Below are 19,084 nucleotides of genomic sequence, written 5' to 3'. Positions count from 1 at the left end.
CGCCCGGGTTATTGCCTGGTGGAACTGCTGCTTAGTAGAACGGCTGCTGGTGGCGGCGCCAGTAAATCTGCCGCGCCACGCGTTCGCCAATGGTGTTCCAGATGCGATAGCGGATCGGATCCACAATGAAGTCGTAGCAACCGACGAAATCCGTGACCGTCTTGGAGAAACTGGTCTTGAACAGGCCCAGCCCGTGATGCGGGTGGCTCTTGTCCTTGAGCTGGTTACTCGGCGGTGTGCCGCAGAAGTCGTACTGGACAATGCCGCACTCCTTCTTGAGTTCGGTGATCGCGGTCCACTGGACCAGGTGTGAATCCCCGTACTGGGAGCGCCGTGGCTTGGACCCGCCGTCCTTGTACGTGCCCTTGTTACCGTAGGCAATCACGAAGGCACCCACTGTGGGTTCCCCGTCCTCGAATGCGAAGTAGAAGCGTCCCTGCCCGGCAGCAACGAAGTTGGACCAGAACCGGTGGTAGTACTCGTAGGAGCGCAGCCGCGCCGCAGAGCGGTCCTCGATGTGGGCCATCAGGCGGTACATGGTCCGCATGTTCTCTTCGGTCGGCTCGACCCGGCGGACATCGGCGCCTTCGCGGATCGCCCGGCGGACCGCGTTCCGGCCCCGGGAGGAGAGGTTCTTGAGCAGCTGCTCCTCGTCCGGTGTGGTGTCCAGCAGGGCCGTGGAGTCATTGGGCTGCAGGTTGAAGGTCTTGATGAATCCGGCCCCGGTGAACAGGGCCTGGACCTCTTCGCTGTCCACGATGTCCGGCTCAACCTTGATCGCGAAAACCTTGCGGCGGGTCTCCTTGATGAACCGTGCCAGCGCGTTCACCACCAGCGGCACATCTTCGGGGGCGGCGACGTCGGGGCCCTTGATGAGGTACCAGAGGCTGCCGAGGGCCGGGACCTTCTTCTCGATCGCCAACGTGTAGGTCACGTAATCGGGTCCGGTGAAGGCCAGGTAGACGGGATTCCAGCCGTGGTGTGACTTCACTTCCGCGAAGGACGCTGACTGGAGGACATTGCCGCCGCCGGGGTTAGCCAGCACGTGCTTGTCCCAGTTGGCGATCTCCTCGGCAGTGGCCAGGCGTGCACTAAAATCTCGCAAAATACCTCAACTAATGGTTTGTTCACTGCATCGTTTTCAGCGCATCGCTACCAACGCGCCGGCCCGCCGCGGAAACGGCCTTCGAACCGGGTCCCAGTCTATCCGTTGCACTGCCGCCGGGCCGAACGCTCAAGTGGACGCGGGGAGGAACCAGCGGACCCGCGGTTCCACTTCGGCCAGGTCCCATGCGGCCTGGATGATCCGGCGGTCCTCCCCCGTGGTCCGCGTCTGTTCCTGCCGCACGTACTCCCGCCAGGTGGGCACATCGTAGATTTCCCGGAACTGGTCCTGGTCAGTGACCGAGTGCACCAGTTCCCAGTCCGTGGCACCGGTGCGCATGCGCGATAGCCGGACGTTGTGCATGGCCGTCACGAACTCGTCCTTCCGGTCCGCAGGCACCTCATAGGAGACAAGGACCGTCACCGGTCCGGCGCCGGGATTCGGTTCCTGACCGGCAGGAAGCTGCAGTTCCGTGCCGGCTACGCTGCGGTCCAGGCGTCCGGTACCCGGCAGCAGCGGAAGCACCAGGACGCTGGCCCCGGCCAGCAACAGTACGCCGGCGGCAAAAGCCAGGGTGGGAGCGTAGCCGGCACCGGTTGCACCCGATCCCCAGAAAACAGCGCCCACGGCCTGCGTGCCGGCGGCGACCATCAGATACACGGACAGGCCGCGGGCACGCACCCATTCGGGCAGGGTCAGTTGCATCGCGGCGTTCAAGGTGGAGAACGTGGAGATCCAGGCGAACCCCGCGAAGACCAACAGAACGGCAACGGCCCACGCGGGCAGGTATCCCGAGGCGAAGGCCCCGGCCGCGAAGACCACGGCGCTGATGCCCAGCAGTGTGTTGTCCTTCAGGACGGTCCGGAGCCGCGGCAGGAGCAGGACACCCAGCACGGCACCGATACCCAGCGCCCCGAGGAGCAGCCCGTATCCTGCCGAGCCCAGGCCGAGATGGCCGTTGGCGGCAACGGGCAGCAGCGCATAGAGGGCGCTGGCGGGGAAAATGAACAGACCGGACCGCAGGAGAATCCGGCGGATGAGTGGTGCAGCGCGGATGTAGCGGATACCTGCGGCGAGCGCCTCCCCCATGTGTTCCCGTTCGACGGGATCCCGCTGGGGAGCCCGCCAACTGTAGATGGCAATGGCGGTGCCCACGAAGGACAGTGCGTTCAGGCCGAACACAAAGGCCGGACCGGTCAGGGCCACCAGCAGACCGGCAATCGCTGGACCAACTGCACGGGCCGTGTTCATTGCCACGCTGCCGAGCGCCGCGGCCGCCTGTATCTCTTCCCGGGGCACCAGTGCAGGGGTGATGGCCTGCCAGGCGGGGGCGCTCAGCGCCATGCCGCAGCCAATGAGGAAGGTGTACAGCAGCAGCGAATCCGGGTCCAGCAGGCCCAGCGCAGCCACGACCGTCAGCACGGTGGCAGCGCCGGCGGCGAAGATGTTGGCACCCAGGATCAGCCGGCGCCGGTTGAAGGCGTCCGCCAGTACCCCGGCCATAAGGCCCAGCAGAAGGGAAGGCGTGAGGTTAGCAGTCTGGACCAGGGACACAAGGGCGGGGTTTTCGCTGGATTCCACCAGGAACCACTGGGCCCCGACGGTCTGCATCCAGGTGCCGATATTGGAACCCAACTGGGCAAGCCACAGAATGAGGAACATCCGCCGGCGCAGCGGCGCCCAGGGCGATTCCATTCGATTCCCTCTCTCAGGGGCTGGACGGGAAGCCTTTCCAAACGCGGGCAAAGCGCTCCTGGGCCGACTGGGCAGAGGCCTGCTCCAAAGCATGCAGCCGCCCGTAGGTAAAGCCGTTCTCGCCGGCGGCCAACGCCGTGGCCCCCATCCGCCGCAGATAGGCCTGCGTCACCACGCTGTCCTGGTGCTCACCGAGGACTTTCTGCACATGCTCGGCGGCGTCCACCATTTCCTTCGCTTCCTTCGGCTGGACGGGTGCCCAGACCTCGGCCGCGTAGCGCAGCTGTTTCGCATCCTTGCGCGCGTCATGGAGCACTTCCGCGTAGTCTTCGCCCGCCAATGTCCGTGTGGCCCTTATCCGGCGGTGCAGCCTTTTCCGGTCCCGCCGGATGATGCGGGCAGCGGCGGGACCCGCCGGTTGCCTGGCTGTTTCCGTCCAGAACGGGCGGTCCAGCAGCGCTTCGAGTCCGTCCAATGCCTGGAAGTACCGCTGGGAGTGCAGTGCTTCGCGGACGTGCCCGTAGGCCTGCCGATAGTCATGGAGCAGTTCCTCGTCCACGCGGGCGGCAACCGGCCCCATCACCAGGTCAGCGGGTTCAGCGGCAATCAGCTGCTGGAGCCGGTGGCGCATCACCTGCGCATCCCGGGCCTCCCCCAACACCCGGGCGATCCACCGCAGTTCCCTCCGCAGCGAGCGCCCCGGCTCGGGGTCCATGGTGCTGCGGTAACTGGAGAGGGCCGAGCGCAGCCTCCTGGTGGCAACCCTCATCTTATGGATCCCGTCGGCGTCCCCCCGCCGTACGCGTGGATCGTGGCGCAGCAACTCCTCGAACTGTTCGCGCAGATACTCCAGCAGCAGCAGCGCCACCGGGCTGCCGGCGTCCAGGAGGCCGGCCTCTGTTCCGTCCGGCGCACCCCCGGTGCCCGCGCCGGCCTTCTCCGGGTGCCGGACCGCATCCCGTCCCGCAGCTGCCTCCGGGCCGGCCGGCACGGCACCGGCAGCGAGGAACATGGTTTCCGCCTCCGCGCCCAGCGCACCGTCGTCGGACGCGATGGACCAGACCCGGCGGTCCGGCCCGCCGGACTCCGCTTCAGCGTCACTTGTCCTGGTGCTTTCATCGGTGACCCGGGCAAGCACCGTGCCCGCGCTGTCCAGCAGGTCGTACTCCAGGTAACGCGTGACCAGCGTCTGCGCAGGCACCAGTTCCCGCCCCCGAACCACGGCTTGGACGTCATCCACCAGTTCCGCCGGAATCCCTGCACCGGATTCGGCAGTGTGGCTGGTCCGGACAGCAGGTTCCAAAGAGGGGGCGGTGCGCTCCCAGCGCGTGCCGCCGTCGTCGTCCGTATGCCGGGAGAGGCTGAAGCGGCGCCTGCGGAGGGAACCGTCCGGGGTGTCATACCGGACTTCCGTGCGGCGGCCTTCCCTGGGCTGCGCCACTTTGGCGACACCCGACAGCTCATGCAGCGGCGGCAGCACCAATGCAACATGTACCAAGAAGGGGCTTGCGGTACCTGTTCCGGCGACCATGTGCGCCAGTATAGGACCGCAACGGCCGCTGCCGGGAGTCCTTGGGCCTCCTGCCTACCGGAGCCGGGGCGCTTCCCGGTACCATCGGGCGGTAATGAACCGGCACTGCAGCAGCGGAGGCCAGCGGATGAACTCGATGACGTACGCCAAGCTCGGCAAGTCAGGGGCAACTGTCTCGGTCCTTGGGCTGGGCTGCCTGGGATTCGGCGATCCGGACCGCGGCGCGCACGGATGGACCATCCGCGAGGATGAGGCCAAGTCCCTGCTGCGGCACGCGGTGGAGCTGGGCATCAATTTCTTCGACACCGCCAACGTGTATTCCGCCGGCCACAGCGAGGAAATCCTCGGAGCTGCGGTCGCGGAATATTGCCGGCGGGAAGAGGTGGTCATCGCCAGCAAGGTCCACGGCGAAATGGGACCGGGCCCGAACGGGTGGGGATTGTCCCGCAAACACATCCTGTGGCAGGTGGAGCAGAGCCTGCGGCGCCTGGGCACGGACTATATCGACCTTTACCAGGTGCACCGCTGGGACGGCACCACGCCGCTCGAAGAAACGCTGGAGACCCTGGACCTGCTCGTCCGGGACGGCAAGGTCCGGTACCTGGGCGCCTCGAGCATGCACGTCTGGCAGTTCTCGAAAGCCCTCTTCCTGCAGGAGCAGCACGGCTGGGCGCAGTTCATCACCATGCAGGATCACTACAACCTCCTCTACCGCGAAGAGGAACGGGAAATGTACCCGCTGTGCGCGGACCGCGGCATCGGCGCACTGCCCTATTCCCCGCTCGCCCGCGGGCGTCTGGCCCGCCCCTGGGGAACGAGGACGGTCCGGCAGGACTACGACGAGCAGGGCCACATGCTCTATCGGGGCAACGAGGAAGTGGACCGCAGCATCACCGATGCAGTGGGGAACGTGGCCGAGGGGCTCGGCGCCACCCGGGCGCAGGTTGCCCTGGCCTGGGTTCTGGCCAACCCGGTGGTCACGGCTCCGTTGATCGGTGCCACGGCCGCTTCCCACTTGGATGAAAACATCCAGGCATTGGAAATCCAGCTCACCGAAGAGGAATTCAATGCGCTCGAGGAGTTCTACCGTCCCCGTCCCGTGGCCGGGTTCTGAGCGACCAGCGCTACGCCACGCCCGTTGTTGCGCAGTTCCCGGACGGCAGACCATGCTTGGGTTGTGATGGTTCCAGTGGTTCCACTGGTTCCACTGGTTCCACCGTGTTGTATGTGCTGACTCCTGCCCGTATACAGAAAGTCGCTTAGGTACCCATGCTGTCTCTGGTCTTGTGGCTTGTTCAACTGCTGTTGGCACTTCTATTTGCCGGAGTCGGCTTCGTAAAGATCTTCCAGGGCTATGCCCGCCTTCGGGAGAACCTTCGCTGGCCCGAGGACTTTTCCCCCGTCACCGTGAAACTGATCGGCATCCTCGAAGTCCTTGGAGCGGCCGGGCTGGTCATCCCCGAGGCGACCGGCATCCTGCCCGTACTGACGCCGATAGCTGCCTCTGCGCTGACGATCCTGATGGCCCTGGCGGTCCTGATCCACGCGCGGCGCGGTGAACGCAACCGGATCGCCCTGGGTGTCATTCTGATGGTGCTTTCGCTGGTGGTGGCACTGGGCCGGTTTGGCGTCTTCGGGTGAGCAGTGCGGATCCGCAATCCCCGCCGTCGCTCGCTGCAGCCGTCGTCGGGCTGTACGCGCTGCTGCCGTCTGAATTCACCGCCGCCCGCAACGCCCGCGCCGCCGACGCCGGGCGGGCCGGGGACAAGGATCTGGCCAAACGCATCAAGGCACTGCCAAAGCCCTCGACGGCGGCCTGGCTCGTGAATCTGCTGGCGCACCAGCGGCGGGAGGACCTGGAAGAGGTGCTGGAGCTGGGAGCGGCGCTGCGCGAAGCCCAGGAGGACCTGGACCAGAAGCAGCTGCGCCGCTTAAGCACCGAACGCCAGCGCCTGCTGCGCGCGATTGTCCGCCAGGCCCGGGACCTGGCTTCCGAACTGGACCACCCGGTGAGCGAATCGTTGGCGGCGGAAGCCGAACAAACGCTCTGGGCCGCGATGACCGACCCGTCGGCGGCCGACGCCGTGGCCAGCGGCCAGCTGGTCCGTTCCCTCACCGCCAGCGGTTGGGAAGAGGTGGACCTGGACGGTGCCGTTGCCGACCCGGACTCGATCTCCCACGGTGCCGGAGGCGGGGCGGGGTCCGGGACGGCGCCGGGCCGGGCCGGGACCGCGAAGGAGAAGGGCGGGAGCTCGGACAGCGCGGCAGTACGACGGCGGCAGGCCGAGGCCCGGCGGGCGGTCCGGAAAGCGGAGACGGACCTGGAGGAAGCGGCAGGCGCCGAACGCCGGGCTCAGGAAGCACTGGACACGGCCCAGCAGGAAGTGGATGAGTCTGCCGGCCGCCGGGACGAGCTCACGGATGAAATCGACGAACTGCGTGAGCGGATCCGGCAGCTCGAGCGGGAGGTCGCAACCGTGGACCGGCGCTCCGGGAAGCTGGAACGCGAGCGGGACAATGCCCGGCGCGCGGCCCGTGCCGCCCGCCGGACGGCGGAGAAGGCCAGGCAGAAACTCGCGGACGCCCAGGATCTGGCCGACGGCGGGACGCCGTAACTAGCTTCCGTTTCCGGGCAGCCGCTGCAGCATCCCGAACCGGCTGCGGATCCGCGCCAGATCGGTGGTGTGGGCTATCCCGGGGAACACGCCGTCGTAATCCGGCATCCCGATGACGTCCAGGCGGCAGCCGGCGTCGTAGAGCACATCCACGACGTTGCCGAAGCGCTGCCAGCCGTAGGGATTCGACCCCTCGGTCGGGGGCACGCCACTGATCACCCAGTGCCGGTGCGTCTGCGCCAAGTGCAGGTAATCGGAGGTGGCCGACTGCGCGTGGCACAGATCCTCGAAATCGAACCACAGCTGCCCGCCGCCCGCCCGCAGCGCGTCCAACGTCCGGGTGCCCGGCGTCAGCTGCAGCGCTTCCTCTGCGCCGGGCGGGGTCAACCCGGCGGAGGCCAGCAGCACGTCGTCGTTGCTGCGCAGGTGATACCCGGCGGCGAAACCCGACGCGTTACGTGGCCCTGCGACGGCGCGGTAATCCGTGTCCCCGTCCAGCTCCAGGACCTGCAGGTGTCCGGTAATCAGTGCAATGCCGGGTTCGAAGAGATGGTGGAACATCTCATCCGGAAGCAGCTCCTGCGGCGCATAGTTGGACGTCGCCACCAGCACGATGCCGCGGTCCAGCACGGTGCGGAGCAGCCGCGTAATGAAGGCGGCATCTGCCGGGTCCTTGACATGGAATTCGTCAAAGCACAGCAGCCGGACGTGGCCCAGCATTTGGTCCAGGGCTGCAGCGAAGGCCGAATCCCGCCGGTAGCCGGGGTTTCCGTAACCGGCGAACACGAGTGCATGCAGTTCCCGGAAGAAATCATGGAAATGCAGCCGCCGTTTCTCCGGAATATCGACGGAGTCGAACAATGTGTCCAGCAACCAGGTCTTTCCCCGCCCCGGCGGACCCCAGAGGTAGACGGAGGTGTGGTCCGGCACAGGCTGCGGAGATTGGGCCGCTGCTGCTGCCCGTGCCAGCGCCGGAAGGACGGCCCGCTGGGCCGCATCCAGGGCCAGGCCCTGCCCTTCTGCTGCGAGCTGGAATTCGTCGGCGGCGCCCGGGGCCTGCATTGCGGTCATCCCTCCGTTCTACCCAACCAGGGGGCACGGGCCAAACCGGTCGAATAGGGCAGGGAAATTCGCGCTAATTATTCCCGCGCCGCGGTGGTACGTTCGAAGCCAGGCACGGAACGAATGACCGCCTTTTGGAGGAACCATGACCGATCATGTTGCCCAGGTGCAGGACTGCACGGTATCCAGCTGCGACTTCAACCATGAGGGATGCACCGCCTACGCGATCACGGTGGGCGGCTCACCTGATCACGCCAGCTGCGCCACCTTCATCGACACATCTGCCACCGGCGGGCTGCCCAAGGTCCTCGCCCAGGTGGGTGCGTGCCAGCGCAATGAGTGCCGGTTCAATAGCCACCTGATGTGCGACGCCCATGATGTGCGGGTAGGCCCCGGCGCGGAACTCGCTGACTGCCTTACCTATCAGCCCCGCTGACCGGTGCCATCAGTCCTTCTTGAATGGAATCCGGACCTGCCGGACCCCTGGCCCGGCGGTTACGGTCCGGCGGTAGCAGCAGTGGACGACGGCGGAACTTTCCGCCGGCGCATCCCGCTGATCGCCGGCTTCCCGCCGGTTGCTGGAACCGAAGTATGGCTCGTGCTGCGCGGCAGTATGCGGGGGCTGCGGGGCCTGGTGGGCCACGGCGTCGTTGTCCCGCCCGGATCAGGGGACACTGCAGACGCCGTGACGGTGGACTTCGACCGGCTGCTGCCCCTGGGTGAGCAAGTGCCGGCGTCACTGCTCGAGGAAGATGTGCCCAACCTGCCCCGGGTCGACGGTGCCGCGTCCGTACCGTCAGCTTCCGTGCCGGCACTGCGGCGGCTCTGGTCGGGATTCCTCGGCGCCGACCCGGATCCGCTGAGTCCTGCGCCGGGCACGATTGCGGCCGAAGCATCGGGCCTGCAGCGCGTCAACGCCTACGAGCATAACGCCGAGGCCCGCCGGCTGTGCCTGGCCTTCCACGGCAATTGCTGTGCGGCCTGCGGGCTGGTCCCTGCGCAGCGGTACGGTCCGGGGACGGAAGCACTGATGCAGGTGCATCATGTGGTGCCGGGCACGGACCTGCCCGCCGACTACGCCCTGGATCCAGCCTCGGACCTGGTGCCGCTGTGTCCCACCTGCCACGCCGTGGCACATACCCGGGTTCCGGTCCCCTACACCCCCGCCGAGGTGCGCGGCCTGCTTGCCGCCGCACCGGATGCAGCGTCACGGGCAGTGGGCGCGGACGCCGTCGTCGTCGGGTCCCTGGTGAGCGCGGAGCAGCAGCAGGCGTTGGACGACGCCGCCCGGCTGCGCGGACTTCGCTAGACTCTAGAACTCCCATGAGTATTCCAGCGAGCACTTCCAAAACCGTCCGGGTGGACGCCTGGCTGTGGGCGGTCCGCGCCTATAAAACCCGGTCCGCGGCCACCGCCGCGTGCCGCGCCGGCCATGTCCGGTTGAACGGCAATCCGGCCAAGGCCGCGCAGCCGGTGCAGCCCGGGGACACCGTCCGGATCCGGCAGCCCGGCTTCGAACGGATCCTCGAGGTGCGGCAGCTGATCAACAAACGCGTGGGTGCCGAGGCGGCGTCGCACTGCTTTATCGACGCCACGCCTGCCCGTCCCGCAGCTCCGGCTCTGGGTATTCCGGTGCGGGACCGGGGCGCCGGCCGGCCCACCAAGAAGGACCGCCGCGAGCTGGACCGGCTGCGCGGGAGCTAGACCGGCACCCCTCGGTTTCCGCCTAGAGAACCGCGGGCTCCGGCAGGCTGGTTCCCGTTTCCACGTACCGCTGGTGGAAGGACAGGGACTCGTCCAGCAGATGCGGGGTGTGCTTGCCGAGGCTGTCCCGGCTGGCGCGCTCGAAGTAGTCCTGCAGCAGCGGCTGGTAGTCCGGGTGGGCGCACTTCTCGATGATGACGCGGGCGCGCTGCTTGGGGGAAAGGCCGCGCAGATCCGCCAGGCCCCGCTCGGTGATGATGAGCATGGTGTCGTGTTCGGTGTGATCCACGTGGGCCGCCATGGGTACGATCCCGGAAATCTTTCCGCCCTTGGCCGTGCTCGGGGACATAAAGGCGGAGAGGAAGCCGTTGCGGGCAAAGTCCCCGGAGCCGCCGATGCCGTTCATCATGGCCGTACCGGCAACGTGGGTGGAGTTCACGTTGCCGTAAATATCAGCTTCGATCATGCCGTTCATGGCAATGCAGCCCAGCCGGCGGATCAGTTCGGGGTGGTTGGAGATCTCCTGGGTCCGCAGGATGATGCGCTTGCGGTAGAAGTCGATGTTGGAGTTGAATTCCTCGATGCCCGCCGGGCTGAGCGAGAACGACGTCGCGGAGGCCACCCGGATCACCCCGTCACGGATCAGGTGCAGCATGCCGTCCTGGATCACCTCGGTGTAGGCCGTGAGCCCGGTGTACCCGGCGGTGGAGAGCCCGGCGAGCACGGCGTTGGCAATGTTGCCCACCCCGGACTGCAGCGGCAGGAGCTTGTTGGTCAGCCGGCCGGCCTTGATTTCGGAGTCGAAGAAGTCCAGCAGGTGCCCGGCGATCTGCTGCGAGGTTTCGTCCGGGGCTGCAAACGGAGTCATGCGGTCCGGCGCGTCGGTTTCGACGACGGCAATGACCTTCTCCGGGTCCAGGCGCAGGTAGGGCTCGCCGATGCGGTCATCCGGGTTCACCAGCATGATGGGCTTGCGGTGCGGGGGCAGTGCGGTCCCGTAGTAGACGTCATGCATGCCGTCCATGGCTTCCGGCTGCTGGCGGTTCACCTCGATGATGACTTTGTCTGCCTGCTCAATCCAGGTCTTGTTGTTACCCACGGAGGAGGACGGGATGAGGCTGCCGTCCTCGTTGATACCGACTACCTCGATCACGGCCAGGTCCACATGCCCGTAAAAACCGAACCAGGTGTACTGGGCCACGTGCCCGAGGTGGATGTCGATGTACTCGAGTTCGCCGTCGTTGATCCGCTTCCGGAGCGTGGGATCTGACTGGTAGGGCAGGCGCAGTTCCATGCCGTCTGCCTTGGCCAGCACACCGTCGAGTTCCGGGGCCGTCGAGGCGCCGGTGAGGACCTTGATCTGGAAGTCCTCGCCCTTTGCGTGCGCGGCTTCCATCTGGACTGCGAGCGCCTGCGGAACGGCCTTGGGATAGCCGGCGCCGGTGAAACCGCTCATCGCCACGGTCATTCCCGGGCGAATCATGGCCGCTGCCTGTTCGGCGGTCATAACGAGTTTCTGGAGTCCGGGATGGGAAATGCGACGGTGCATGGAGAGGCCTTTCAGAGAACGAGATCGAATTCACCCTATCGCCCTGTGAGCCGTGCCTCATAGTCGGGTGTCGCGGCACACGTTGCCGATCGTGCCTAAGATGGTGGCCACAAGCGCCGCCGGCCATGCCCGGCGGATGGCACCCGGGAGGAAACCTGTCATGCCGAACCCCATCATTCCTGCCCCGACGCCGCTGGCGAACCTGCGGGATCTGGGCGGGATTCCAGTGGACGGAGGGAAGATCCGCGCGGGCCTGGTGCTCAGGGCCGACGACGTCGCGACCACCACCGCGGAGCAGGTAGCCGAACTCGTGGAGGCGGGCCTGCGCACGATCATTGATCTGCGCTCGGCTGACGAAGCGGAACGCACCGGACGCGGTCCGTCCGCAGACCATCCGGTGCAGTACCTGGCCCTGCCCCTGACCGATTCCATGGACGCCCCGCCTGAACTGGCGGGGCAACTCCTGAAGTCGGTCCGTTCCTCCGAGCAGGTGGGCCAGTGGTACGCGAAGATCTTCGCGTACCAGAAAGAGGCCCTGGTGCGGGGGCTGCAGGCCGTGGCCGATTCCCCCGGTGCGGTCCTGTTCCACTGTGCCGCCGGCAAGGACCGAACGGGCCTGTTCGCCGCAGCGCTGCTGACCGTGCTGGGTGCGGAACCGGAGGCCGTCGTCGAGGACTACGCCCGGACCCAGGCCCGGCTCCCGGAGGTCTACCGTCGGATGGGACTGGCTGAGCTCAGCGGCGGTTATGACATCCCTGCGGATCATCCCGTACTGGCCGCCCACCCGGCCGCGATGCGGTCCATGCTGGCAACCCTTGACGGCAGGGCGGGCGGCGTTACCGCGGTGCTGCGGTCCGGCGGCCTCACGTCCGAACTGATCGGCGGCCTGCGCAGCAAGCTGGTGCAGCCGGTACCCGCCCAGGTGTAGCCTTGCCGGCCCGCCCGCACCGCATTGCCACCACCGCTGCCACCGGCAGCGGCGGCGCGGAAAAGCGTCCCGCGGCCCTGCTGCTGCTGGCAACTATTCTGGCGGTGCTTTGGGCCAATGCACCGTTTGCCGCCTCCTACGAGGAGTTCTGGGAATCCACCGTCGAGGTGCGTGCGGGCAGCATGGATCTGGAGCTGACCACCCGGGAGCTGGTCAACGATGCACTCATGGCCGTGTTCTTCTTCGTTGTGGGACTTGAGGTGCGGCGGGAGTTTGCCCTCGGGGAGTTGACCAACCGGTCCCGGGCGGTGATTCCGGTGGTCGCCTCGGCCGCGGGGATTGCCGTGCCCGCCTTAGTCTTCCTGCTGTTCACGGCCGGCACGGAAGATGCAGGTGCGTGGGGCGTGGTCATCTCCACCGACACCGCGTTCCTGCTGGGCGCGCTGGCCGTCGCAGGACCCCGGGTTCCCGGCAGGCTGCGGATCTTCCTGCTGACCCTCGCGGTGGTCGACGACGTTGCCGCGCTCAGCATCATTGCCCTGGTCTACACCGACCATCTGGAACCCGTTCCGCTGCTGCTGGCCTTCGCCGGGCTGGCTGCCGTTGCGCTGACCCGGTACCTGCCGTACGGGCGCGGCGCCGTATACGCGGTGCTGGCGGTGCTGGTCTGGCTGGCCTTCTACGCCTCGGGCGTGCATCCGACCCTGGCGGGCGTGGGCATTGCCCTGCTGGTCCCCGTGTTTCCGCCCGCCCGCAGGGACGTGGAGCACGCGTTGGAGCAGACCCGTGTCTTCCGTCAGTCCCCCAATTCCCGGTACGCCCGGGCGGCGGTGCACAGCGTGCGGGAGTCCCTTTCCATCAACGAACGCCTGCACAGCGCCTACACCCCGTACGTGGATTACCTGATCCTGCCCGTATTCGCCCTCGCCAACGCCGGAGTGCGGCTGGACGGGCCAACGTTGGAACTAGCCCTGCGTTCCCCACTCGCCTGGGGCATTGTCTGCGGCCTGGTATTGGGAAAGTTCACCGGCATCTTCGGGGCTGCGGCAGTGCTGCACCGGCTGCGGATCGGCGAGTTCGGCCCCGGCCTGACGCTGGGCCGCATTGCCGGCGGCGCCGCCCTGTCCGGCATCGGATTCACCATCTCCCTGTTCATTATCGGCCTCGCCATCGAAGACCCCGCGGTGCAGAACGAAGCACGGGTGGCGGTCCTGGCCGGATCACTTCTGGCGTTCACGGCGGGAAGCGCCATCTTCCGGGCCGTGGAGGGACGGCGCCCTGCCGTTCCCCCGGGTGAGGTGCTGGCCCGGCCGGTGGATCCGGCACGGGACCATGTAGTGGGCCCTGCAGATGCTCCGTTGACCCTTGTGGAATACGGGGATTACGAGTGCCCGTTCTGCAGCCGGGCCACGGGAACCATCATGGAAGTGCGCGAGCATTTCGGTGCCGAGCTGCGCTATGTCTGGCGCCATCTGCCGCTGTCCAGGGTCCATCCCAATGCCGTTGCGGCTGCCGAAGCTGCAGAGGCCGCGGACCGGCAGGGGCGCTTCCGGGAATACAGCGCGCACCTTTTCGAGAACCAGGACAACCTGCTCCCGGAAGACCTGCTGGGCGCGGCGGAGAGCCTGGGCCTGGACATGGACCGGTTCGAAGCGGACCTGCGCTCGGCAGAGGTCAGCAACCGTGTGCTGGACGATGCCCTGGACGCCGAGTCGATGGACCTGCACGGAACTCCCACCTTCTTCATCGGGCACCGCAGGCACCACGGCCCCTACGACTCCGCCACCCTGATCCGCGCCCTGGAGGCATCACGTTCCGCCGAACCGTAGCGCCTGCCGGTACGCTCGGGCGATGAGTACAAATACCTTGGTCACCGGTGCAGGCCGGGGCATCGGCGCAGCAATCGCAGCCGCCCTCGCGGTGGCCGGCCACACCGTGGCGGTGCACGCCGGGCACGACGCCGACGCCGCCCGCCGGGTTGCCGCTACGCTGCCCGGAACGGGCCACGCCGTCGTCGTCGGGGACCTGTCCTCCCCCGCGGAGTGCGAGCGGGTCTTCGCCGAGGCCGTGGATCAGCTCGGCGGCCTGGACGTCCTGGTGAACAACGCGGGCATCTTCCGGGCCCAGCCGGTGTTGTCCGGGTCTTTTGCCGATTGGCACGAGGCGTGGCGGCAGACCCTTGACGTCAACCTGTTGGCACCGGCGAACCTCTGCCGGCTGATGGCCGAGCATCTGGTCCAGCGGCCCGCGGGTCCGGCGGGCGGGCGGCTGGTGAATGTGGGATCGCGCGGCGCCTACCGCGGCGAGCCGGAGAACGCTGCCTACGGTGCCAGCAAGGCCGGGCTGCACTCCCTCACCCAGTCCCTTGCCGTGGCCCTGGCGCCGCATGGGATCTTCTCCGCCGCCGTCGCACCGGGATTCGTGGACACCCGGATGGGCCGCCCCGCCTTGGAGGGGGCCAGCGGCGCAGCCATCCGGGCGCAGAGTCCGTTCAACCGGGTCGCGGAGCCGGAGGAAGTGGCTGCGACCGTAGCCTGGCTCGCCACGGCGGCTCCGGAGTGGGTCAGCGGCACGGTGATCGACGTCAACGGTGCCTCGCACCTGCGCTGACGTCCGAGGACGTCCAGACGCCCGTGCCCGTCCTTACGAACCTCTCACCGGGCGTCTCGGCACCGCGGCCAGTTCATCGTCCACGAACAGCGGTGCGGCGGCGCGGATGCCGGCCCCGACCATCACGGCGGCGGAGGCAATCAGGAGCGCCAACGGCAGGGTCCAGCTGCCGGAGACATCGTGCAGGGCGCCGATGGCGAACGGCCCCATGGCGGCCAGCAAATAGCCGACGGGCTGAATGAAGCCCGAGAGCTGGGCCGTGACCCGCGGTTCCCGGGAGCGGGCGGTGATCAGTGCCAGCGCGGTGGGGAAGGCGAACCCGCCCACGCCCAGGAACAGCGCCCAGAGCCAGGGCAGCGTGTCCGCTGCCAGCAGCAGCCCGCTGTAGCCGGCCACCATGCAGACACCGAGGCCAACAATGTAGGTCCGCAGGCGCGGCGAGCGTGCCACCAGCACCGGCATGATCAGGCCGCCCGGGATGCCAAGGCCGGCAATGATCGCGGCCATCAGTCCGGCGTGCGCCTGTTCCAGTCCGGCGTCGCGGTAGATCTGCGCAGCCCAGCCGAACTGGACGTAGGCGTGCATGGACTGAACACCGAAGAAGATGCTCAGGGCGACGGCGGTGCGTGACGAGCGCATCCGGGCGCCCTTCGTCCGGCGCGGCTCGCCGGCCGCCACCGGATCACGTCCTGCCCGCAGCGCCACGAGAATCCACGGGATAAACGCCGCCGCGGCCGCTGCGCCCCATACCCCCAGGCTCAGCCGCCAGCCGGCCGGATCACTTCCGGCCAGCACGCCGCCCAGCAGCAGCGGCAGGCTGGCGCCCAGGGCCAGCGTGGTGCCGTAGACGGAGTTCAACAGGGCCAGGCGCGACCCGCCGTGGCGCTTGATAAAGGCGGGGACGAGGATGTTGCCCACCGCCATGCCGGCGAAGGCGAGCACGGTAAGCGCCAGGAAGAGCACGGCGGAGCCTGCCAGCGCCCGCGCCAGCAGGCCTGCTGCCACCGCCCCCAGCGCCAGGACAACGGCGCCGTTGATGCCGGTTTTGCGCGAAAGTGCGACGGCGAGCGCCCCCACCAAGGCAAAGGTCAGCCCCGGCAGCGCGGTCAGCACGCCGGCGGCGGTGGCGTCCAGGTCCAGTGCGGCCTGCAGCTCGGCCAGGACCGGCCCTATGGAGGACGCACCCGGGCGCAAATTGACGGCGACCAGAACCACGGCGATGCCGACCAGCCAGATCGGCAGGGTGCGGCCGCCTGCGGTGGTGTTTGCCGGTGTCCCCTTGGTCTCGCTCACCCGAGTCTTTCTATCATGGCGCCGGCAACCGGGACCTATGTGTCAGACCGGCAGCCCGGCGGCCGGGCTGAAGCTGGCCGACTCCACGAACGCCGTCGCGGTATCCGGGGCAATCTCCGTCATTCCGGCGTCGACAATCAGCGGCCCGGCTCCCGGGCGGGCGGCGAACTCGGCGAAAAGCTTCCCGGCCGTGAAGCGGACTCCCGCAGGTTCCCCGGCATCCTGCCACGCCTGCCGGGCGGTCGGGCCCAGCTGAAGGTACCAGGACAGCAGCGCGTGCGCTGCCTGGGCGGACGCCTTGCCGGTCGACATGTCCAGGTCTGCGTTCAGGACGATCACCGGGGAGTTTCCCGGCCAGGGCGCCGGCGCGTCATCCGGCAGCTGGGTACCGGAAACCTGCAGCTTCGCGAGGTTCTTGGGCATCTGGTCGTAGGTGACCGGTTCGAAGGCGATGGCCTGCGCCCGGCCCACCGTCACCGCCCCCGACGGCGCTTCAGCGGCCAGCCGCCCGAAGGTGCTGGGATTCGCCCGGCGGACGGTCTTCGTAAACCGGCCGTACAACCAGTTCTCCCACGCTTCACTGTCCTTGGTGGATGTGTAGGCCCGAACGCTGGCGACGGCGGCAGCGGCCACGGCGTCGCGGTGGGCGGCGGGATCAGTCTTGTCCACAAGCAGGACGATGGGCTGGACTTTGTCGAACGGCTGCATACTTCCAGTTTTCCATGTTCCGCCGGGCCGCTCTGTGCGGGTGTGCACCGCTCCGCAGACCGGCTCGCCGTCGACCCCTTGGATGTCATCGCTACTCTGCCCCTGCTCCTGCCGCCGCGGTAGCGTGCGCGGCATGAGCGATCGCGAAACCCAGAGACACAGTTCCCTTCCCCCGCGGCAGGCACCCGGTTCTTCCCCGAACCTTGGTTCTTCCCGTAGCCCGGGCACGGCCGAGACGGCGGGACCGGAGGCGCAGTGGCAGTCGATGGAACGGGAGGACGGCCTGTACACCGTGGCCCAGATAGCCCAACAGCTGGGCTTCGGCGGCGGCCCCAATTCGATGGCCCGCCAGCTCACCGGGAAGGGGAGGATCCTGGTGGTAAAGCGGGGAAAGCAGTTCCTGTATCCGGGTTTCCAGTTCGACTGGAATAGTGAGCGGGTGCTTCCCACAGTTAAGGACGTGGTCCGGATGGGCCGCCAAGCCGGCTGGCCGGATGAGCGGATTGCCCTGTGGTTCTACACCTCCAACGGGGGCCTTAAACGGCCGGTGGACGTGAGGTCCAATGAGGAAGAACTGATCACTCTCGCCGGGGAAGAGTTCGGGCAGTAACTGATCGCCGGCATGGGAAGTTCTCGGGTTAGAGGCGGATGGCCGCAGCCATCTCATTGACGAAGTCCTCGGTCTCGGCCGCGTTCCGGAATCCGTAGGAGACCTCCCGGACCGCTTCCTGCCGCGAACCGGGCACGGCGTGGTATTTGACGGCGGCAAAGTTACCCGGTTCACTGACCGGTTCCACCAGCGGACGGCCGTTCAGCCGGGCGAACTGGCGCAGGGTCGGGTCGATGCGCCACTGATCCGTCTCCACCCAGAAGTGATCGCCCATGCCCGAGCTTCCGCTGGCCACCCGCACGCCCTCCAGCCCGGCGGAGGCCATCAGCCAGGCAAGCGTGAAGGAAGCGGGGGCACCCAGCCCGGAGCCGTAGGGAATATGGGCCTCGGCTACGGCTGCTGCCTGTTCTGCGAGGGCGGTGGCTTCCTTGAGGCTGAGTGTCTGCATACTTCTATGTTCTCAGCCGCTGGGCACAAACCTTGCCGCCGCCCCCGGCACCCCGCACGGCCACCCCGACAGGACACGCCGGACCGGTACCGGTTCAGGCAGCCGCCCCGGTGCCCGGACGGCGCATCCGGTCAGTTGCACGCCGGACCGGCGGATCGTTTTCGGCGTTCTGCAGCAGCCGGTCGAAGTCCATGAGCCCCACGTCGCCGCACTTGAAGGACAGCCTGGCCTCGGGCCTGCTGCCGGCCGCCGTAGGTTTCCGCCGCCCGGTAAGCGCCAGGCGCAGCTGCCCGCCGCCGTCGTCGTTGACCTGCAGCTGCCGCTTCGCTACCAGTTCACGGACGCCTTTCGCGTCCACCGCGGGTGCGTTGTAGAAGTACTCGCGGACCACTCCGGTGAGGGCTTCTGCGTCCGCACGGTCCTGCCGCGGCCACCGGATGAGTTTGTCGGTGACAGCTTGGACGGGCTGAACAATAAAGCCGAATGCGATCAGCAGTGCAATCAGGTCACCGCCGCCCATCACGAGGAACAGCATCGCGGCCACGCTCAGGCCCACGATGGTTCGCACTGAGTGGGGATGCCGTGGACTGAGCGGCACGGTGACCAGTATCGGTTGGATCTGCGCGGCCATCAGGACCAGCCTCCCTTTAGCCCGGCCAATGCCTCTGCTTCGCGGGCGAGCCTGGCCGCCTCGTGGAGCTCGTGGTCGGAGCGGCTTTTGTTATAAGTCATCGGGTCCTGCTCGACGGCCGCTTCGAGGGAACGCAGCCGGTTTCGGTGGTTCTCCGCCGTTTGTGCCAGCTTCAGCTGCGACTTCGAACTTGTCAGTTTTTGCATCAATTCCTCCACACGGGATTCCTTCGCACGGACAACCTCAAAATGGTGGCGTGCCGTGGCTTCAACGCGTACCGCAAGGTCATACATGCGGCGCGCGGTCGCGGCGAGGCTGACGGCTTGGCCTGCGGTCAGCCGTTCCTCGGCAACAACGGCTTCCAACGCCTTCAACCGGGTTTCGTAGGACCGCGCGACCGCACCGTAGTGCCGCGCCACTTCCCAAGCCGCGCGGACCTGGTTCCGCAGCACGTCCTGGCGCGCGGCGGTGACGGCAATCGCCGCATCGAGCCGGGCGCAGGTCTCGGCGTAGCTGTCCGGGGGCTCGGGAACCCCGAACTGCACCTGCACTATCCTTTGGACCCGCCTCAGGTTTTCGCCCACAGCTGCCTCTC

General features: G+C 67.5%; 20 protein-coding genes. 10 read left to right on the top strand and 10 right to left on the bottom strand.

The genetic code is table 11. The annotated features are described in order from the left end of the window. Positions 1 to 31: 31 nt before the first annotated feature. The 3 genes from N2K99_RS02670 to N2K99_RS02660 form a co-directional block, all read right to left on the bottom strand. Complete coding sequence (locus N2K99_RS02670; protein ID WP_227922927.1) at positions 32 to 1,105, bottom strand: peptidoglycan bridge formation glycyltransferase FemA/FemB family protein; 1,074 nt, start codon at positions 1,103 to 1,105, stop codon at positions 32 to 34. Between the two features lie 129 nt (positions 1,106 to 1,234). Then, a complete protein-coding gene (locus N2K99_RS02665) occupies positions 1,235 to 2,800 on the bottom strand; it encodes an MFS transporter (protein ID WP_227922925.1) in 1,566 nt (521 codons plus the stop codon). Between the two features lie 13 nt (positions 2,801 to 2,813). Beyond that, the gene (locus N2K99_RS02660; RefSeq protein WP_227933787.1) at positions 2,814 to 4,331 is read right to left on the bottom strand and encodes a CHAD domain-containing protein; all 1,518 of its coding nucleotides are present in this window, start codon (positions 4,329 to 4,331) and stop codon (positions 2,814 to 2,816) included. A gap of 136 nt (positions 4,332 to 4,467) precedes the next feature. Here N2K99_RS02660 and N2K99_RS02655 point away from each other — a divergent pair, with 136 nt between their 5' ends. The 3 genes from N2K99_RS02655 (at position 4,468) to N2K99_RS02645 (ending at position 6,946) form a co-directional block, all read left to right on the top strand. Then, complete coding sequence (locus N2K99_RS02655) at positions 4,468 to 5,445, top strand: aldo/keto reductase (RefSeq protein ID WP_227933902.1); 978 nt, start codon at positions 4,468 to 4,470, stop codon at positions 5,443 to 5,445. Between the two features lie 155 nt (positions 5,446 to 5,600). Then, entirely contained in the window at positions 5,601 to 5,972 is a 372-nt protein-coding gene (locus N2K99_RS02650) for a DoxX family protein (protein ID WP_227922920.1), read from the top strand. Continuing rightward, entirely contained in the window at positions 5,969 to 6,946 is a 978-nt protein-coding gene (locus N2K99_RS02645; protein ID WP_227933786.1) for a transposase, read from the top strand. The genes N2K99_RS02650 and N2K99_RS02645 overlap by 4 nt, the downstream gene beginning before the upstream one ends. Here N2K99_RS02645 and zapE read toward each other — a convergent pair whose 3' ends face one another. Next, complete coding sequence (gene zapE, locus N2K99_RS02640) at positions 6,947 to 8,017, bottom strand: cell division protein ZapE (RefSeq protein WP_227933785.1); 1,071 nt, start codon at positions 8,015 to 8,017, stop codon at positions 6,947 to 6,949. Between the two features lie 136 nt (positions 8,018 to 8,153). Between zapE and N2K99_RS02635 the strand changes: the two genes are divergently transcribed. The 3 genes from N2K99_RS02635 to N2K99_RS02625 are packed head-to-tail and all read left to right on the top strand — an operon-like array spanning position 8,154 to position 9,712. Continuing rightward, positions 8,154 to 8,444, top strand: coding sequence for a DUF1540 domain-containing protein (locus N2K99_RS02635; RefSeq protein WP_227922913.1), 291 nt, complete (start codon positions 8,154 to 8,156; stop codon positions 8,442 to 8,444). Between the two features lie 3 nt (positions 8,445 to 8,447). Then, positions 8,448 to 9,317 (top strand): restriction endonuclease, encoded by an 870-nt coding sequence (locus tag N2K99_RS02630; RefSeq protein WP_227933784.1) that lies wholly within the window; start codon positions 8,448 to 8,450, stop codon positions 9,315 to 9,317. A 14-nt stretch (positions 9,318 to 9,331) separates the two neighbouring features. Continuing rightward, positions 9,332 to 9,712 (top strand): RNA-binding S4 domain-containing protein, encoded by a 381-nt coding sequence (locus N2K99_RS02625; protein ID WP_227922909.1) that lies wholly within the window; start codon positions 9,332 to 9,334, stop codon positions 9,710 to 9,712. A 22-nt stretch (positions 9,713 to 9,734) separates the two neighbouring features. Here N2K99_RS02625 and N2K99_RS02620 read toward each other — a convergent pair whose 3' ends face one another. Continuing rightward, complete coding sequence (locus N2K99_RS02620; RefSeq protein WP_227933783.1) at positions 9,735 to 11,261, bottom strand: acetyl-CoA hydrolase/transferase family protein; 1,527 nt, start codon at positions 11,259 to 11,261, stop codon at positions 9,735 to 9,737. Positions 11,262 to 11,421: 160 nt separating this feature from the next. Here N2K99_RS02620 and N2K99_RS02615 point away from each other — a divergent pair, with 160 nt between their 5' ends. The 3 genes from N2K99_RS02615 to N2K99_RS02605 are packed head-to-tail and all read left to right on the top strand — an operon-like array spanning position 11,422 to position 14,799. Beyond that, positions 11,422 to 12,189 carry a tyrosine-protein phosphatase gene (locus N2K99_RS02615; RefSeq protein WP_227933782.1) on the top strand — a complete coding sequence of 256 codons (768 nt, stop codon included), beginning with the start codon at positions 11,422 to 11,424 and terminating at the stop codon, positions 12,187 to 12,189. A 2-nt stretch (positions 12,190 to 12,191) separates the two neighbouring features. Continuing rightward, on the top strand, positions 12,192 to 14,018 hold the full coding sequence (nhaA, locus tag N2K99_RS02610; RefSeq protein WP_227933781.1) for a Na+/H+ antiporter NhaA: 1,827 nt from the start codon (positions 12,192 to 12,194) through the stop codon (positions 14,016 to 14,018). Between the two features lie 22 nt (positions 14,019 to 14,040). Beyond that, a complete protein-coding gene (locus N2K99_RS02605; RefSeq protein WP_227933780.1) occupies positions 14,041 to 14,799 on the top strand; it encodes an SDR family NAD(P)-dependent oxidoreductase in 759 nt (252 codons plus the stop codon). A gap of 33 nt (positions 14,800 to 14,832) precedes the next feature. Here the strand turns inward: N2K99_RS02605 and N2K99_RS02600 are convergent, their stop codons facing one another. Then, positions 14,833 to 16,092, bottom strand: a complete 1,260-nt coding sequence (locus tag N2K99_RS02600) for an MFS transporter (RefSeq protein ID WP_227933779.1) — start codon at positions 16,090 to 16,092, stop codon at positions 14,833 to 14,835. 42 nt (positions 16,093 to 16,134) lie between these two features. Beyond that, on the bottom strand, positions 16,135 to 16,800 hold the full coding sequence (locus N2K99_RS02595) for a peptidyl-tRNA hydrolase (protein ID WP_227933778.1): 666 nt from the start codon (positions 16,798 to 16,800) through the stop codon (positions 16,135 to 16,137). A gap of 133 nt (positions 16,801 to 16,933) precedes the next feature. Between N2K99_RS02595 and N2K99_RS02590 the strand changes: the two genes are divergently transcribed. Then, the gene (locus tag N2K99_RS02590) at positions 16,934 to 17,410 is read left to right on the top strand and encodes a hypothetical protein (RefSeq protein ID WP_227933777.1); all 477 of its coding nucleotides are present in this window, start codon (positions 16,934 to 16,936) and stop codon (positions 17,408 to 17,410) included. A 28-nt stretch (positions 17,411 to 17,438) separates the two neighbouring features. Here N2K99_RS02590 and N2K99_RS02585 read toward each other — a convergent pair whose 3' ends face one another. From N2K99_RS02585 to N2K99_RS02575, 3 genes are all read right to left on the bottom strand, one after another. Beyond that, the gene (locus N2K99_RS02585; RefSeq protein WP_227922892.1) at positions 17,439 to 17,858 is read right to left on the bottom strand and encodes a hypothetical protein; all 420 of its coding nucleotides are present in this window, start codon (positions 17,856 to 17,858) and stop codon (positions 17,439 to 17,441) included. A gap of 94 nt (positions 17,859 to 17,952) precedes the next feature. Further along, positions 17,953 to 18,489, bottom strand: a complete 537-nt coding sequence (locus tag N2K99_RS02580) for a hypothetical protein (RefSeq protein WP_227922889.1) — start codon at positions 18,487 to 18,489, stop codon at positions 17,953 to 17,955. Beyond that, positions 18,489 to 19,034 (bottom strand): hypothetical protein, encoded by a 546-nt coding sequence (locus N2K99_RS02575; RefSeq protein WP_227922887.1) that lies wholly within the window; start codon positions 19,032 to 19,034, stop codon positions 18,489 to 18,491. The genes N2K99_RS02580 and N2K99_RS02575 overlap by 1 nt, the downstream gene beginning before the upstream one ends. Positions 19,035 to 19,084: the final 50 nt, after the last annotated feature.

The sequence above is a fragment of the Arthrobacter sp. zg-Y1110 genome (genome assembly GCF_025244865.1).
Taxonomy (GTDB): Bacteria; Actinomycetota; Actinomycetes; order Actinomycetales; family Micrococcaceae; genus Arthrobacter_B.
This window is presented reverse-complemented; position numbering and strand designations above follow the sequence as displayed.

What these genes read in the sequence shown, in the direction of transcription:
- N2K99_RS02590 (WP_227933777.1), top strand. Translation starts at nt 16,934, where the DNA reads ATGAGCGATCGCGAAACCCAGAGACACAGTTCCCTTCCCCCGCGGCAG.
- N2K99_RS02585 (WP_227922892.1), bottom strand. Translation starts at nt 17,858, where the DNA reads ATGCAGACACTCAGCCTCAAGGAAGCCACCGCCCTCGCAGAACAGGCA.
- N2K99_RS02650 (WP_227922920.1), top strand. Translation starts at nt 5,601, where the DNA reads ATGCTGTCTCTGGTCTTGTGGCTTGTTCAACTGCTGTTGGCACTTCTA.
- zapE (WP_227933785.1), bottom strand. Translation starts at nt 8,017, where the DNA reads ATGACCGCAATGCAGGCCCCGGGCGCCGCCGACGAATTCCAGCTCGCA.
- N2K99_RS02595 (WP_227933778.1), bottom strand. Translation starts at nt 16,800, where the DNA reads ATGCAGCCGTTCGACAAAGTCCAGCCCATCGTCCTGCTTGTGGACAAG.
- N2K99_RS02615 (WP_227933782.1), top strand. Translation starts at nt 11,422, where the DNA reads ATGCCGAACCCCATCATTCCTGCCCCGACGCCGCTGGCGAACCTGCGG.
- N2K99_RS02620 (WP_227933783.1), bottom strand. Translation starts at nt 11,261, where the DNA reads ATGCACCGTCGCATTTCCCATCCCGGACTCCAGAAACTCGTTATGACC.
- N2K99_RS02660 (WP_227933787.1), bottom strand. Translation starts at nt 4,331, where the DNA reads ATGGTCGCCGGAACAGGTACCGCAAGCCCCTTCTTGGTACATGTTGCA.
- N2K99_RS02635 (WP_227922913.1), top strand. Translation starts at nt 8,154, where the DNA reads ATGACCGATCATGTTGCCCAGGTGCAGGACTGCACGGTATCCAGCTGC.
- N2K99_RS02605 (WP_227933780.1), top strand. Translation starts at nt 14,041, where the DNA reads ATGAGTACAAATACCTTGGTCACCGGTGCAGGCCGGGGCATCGGCGCA.
- N2K99_RS02580 (WP_227922889.1), bottom strand. Translation starts at nt 18,489, where the DNA reads ATGGCCGCGCAGATCCAACCGATACTGGTCACCGTGCCGCTCAGTCCA.
- N2K99_RS02665 (WP_227922925.1), bottom strand. Translation starts at nt 2,800, where the DNA reads ATGGAATCGCCCTGGGCGCCGCTGCGCCGGCGGATGTTCCTCATTCTG.
- N2K99_RS02655 (WP_227933902.1), top strand. Translation starts at nt 4,468, where the DNA reads ATGACGTACGCCAAGCTCGGCAAGTCAGGGGCAACTGTCTCGGTCCTT.
- N2K99_RS02625 (WP_227922909.1), top strand. Translation starts at nt 9,332, where the DNA reads ATGAGTATTCCAGCGAGCACTTCCAAAACCGTCCGGGTGGACGCCTGG.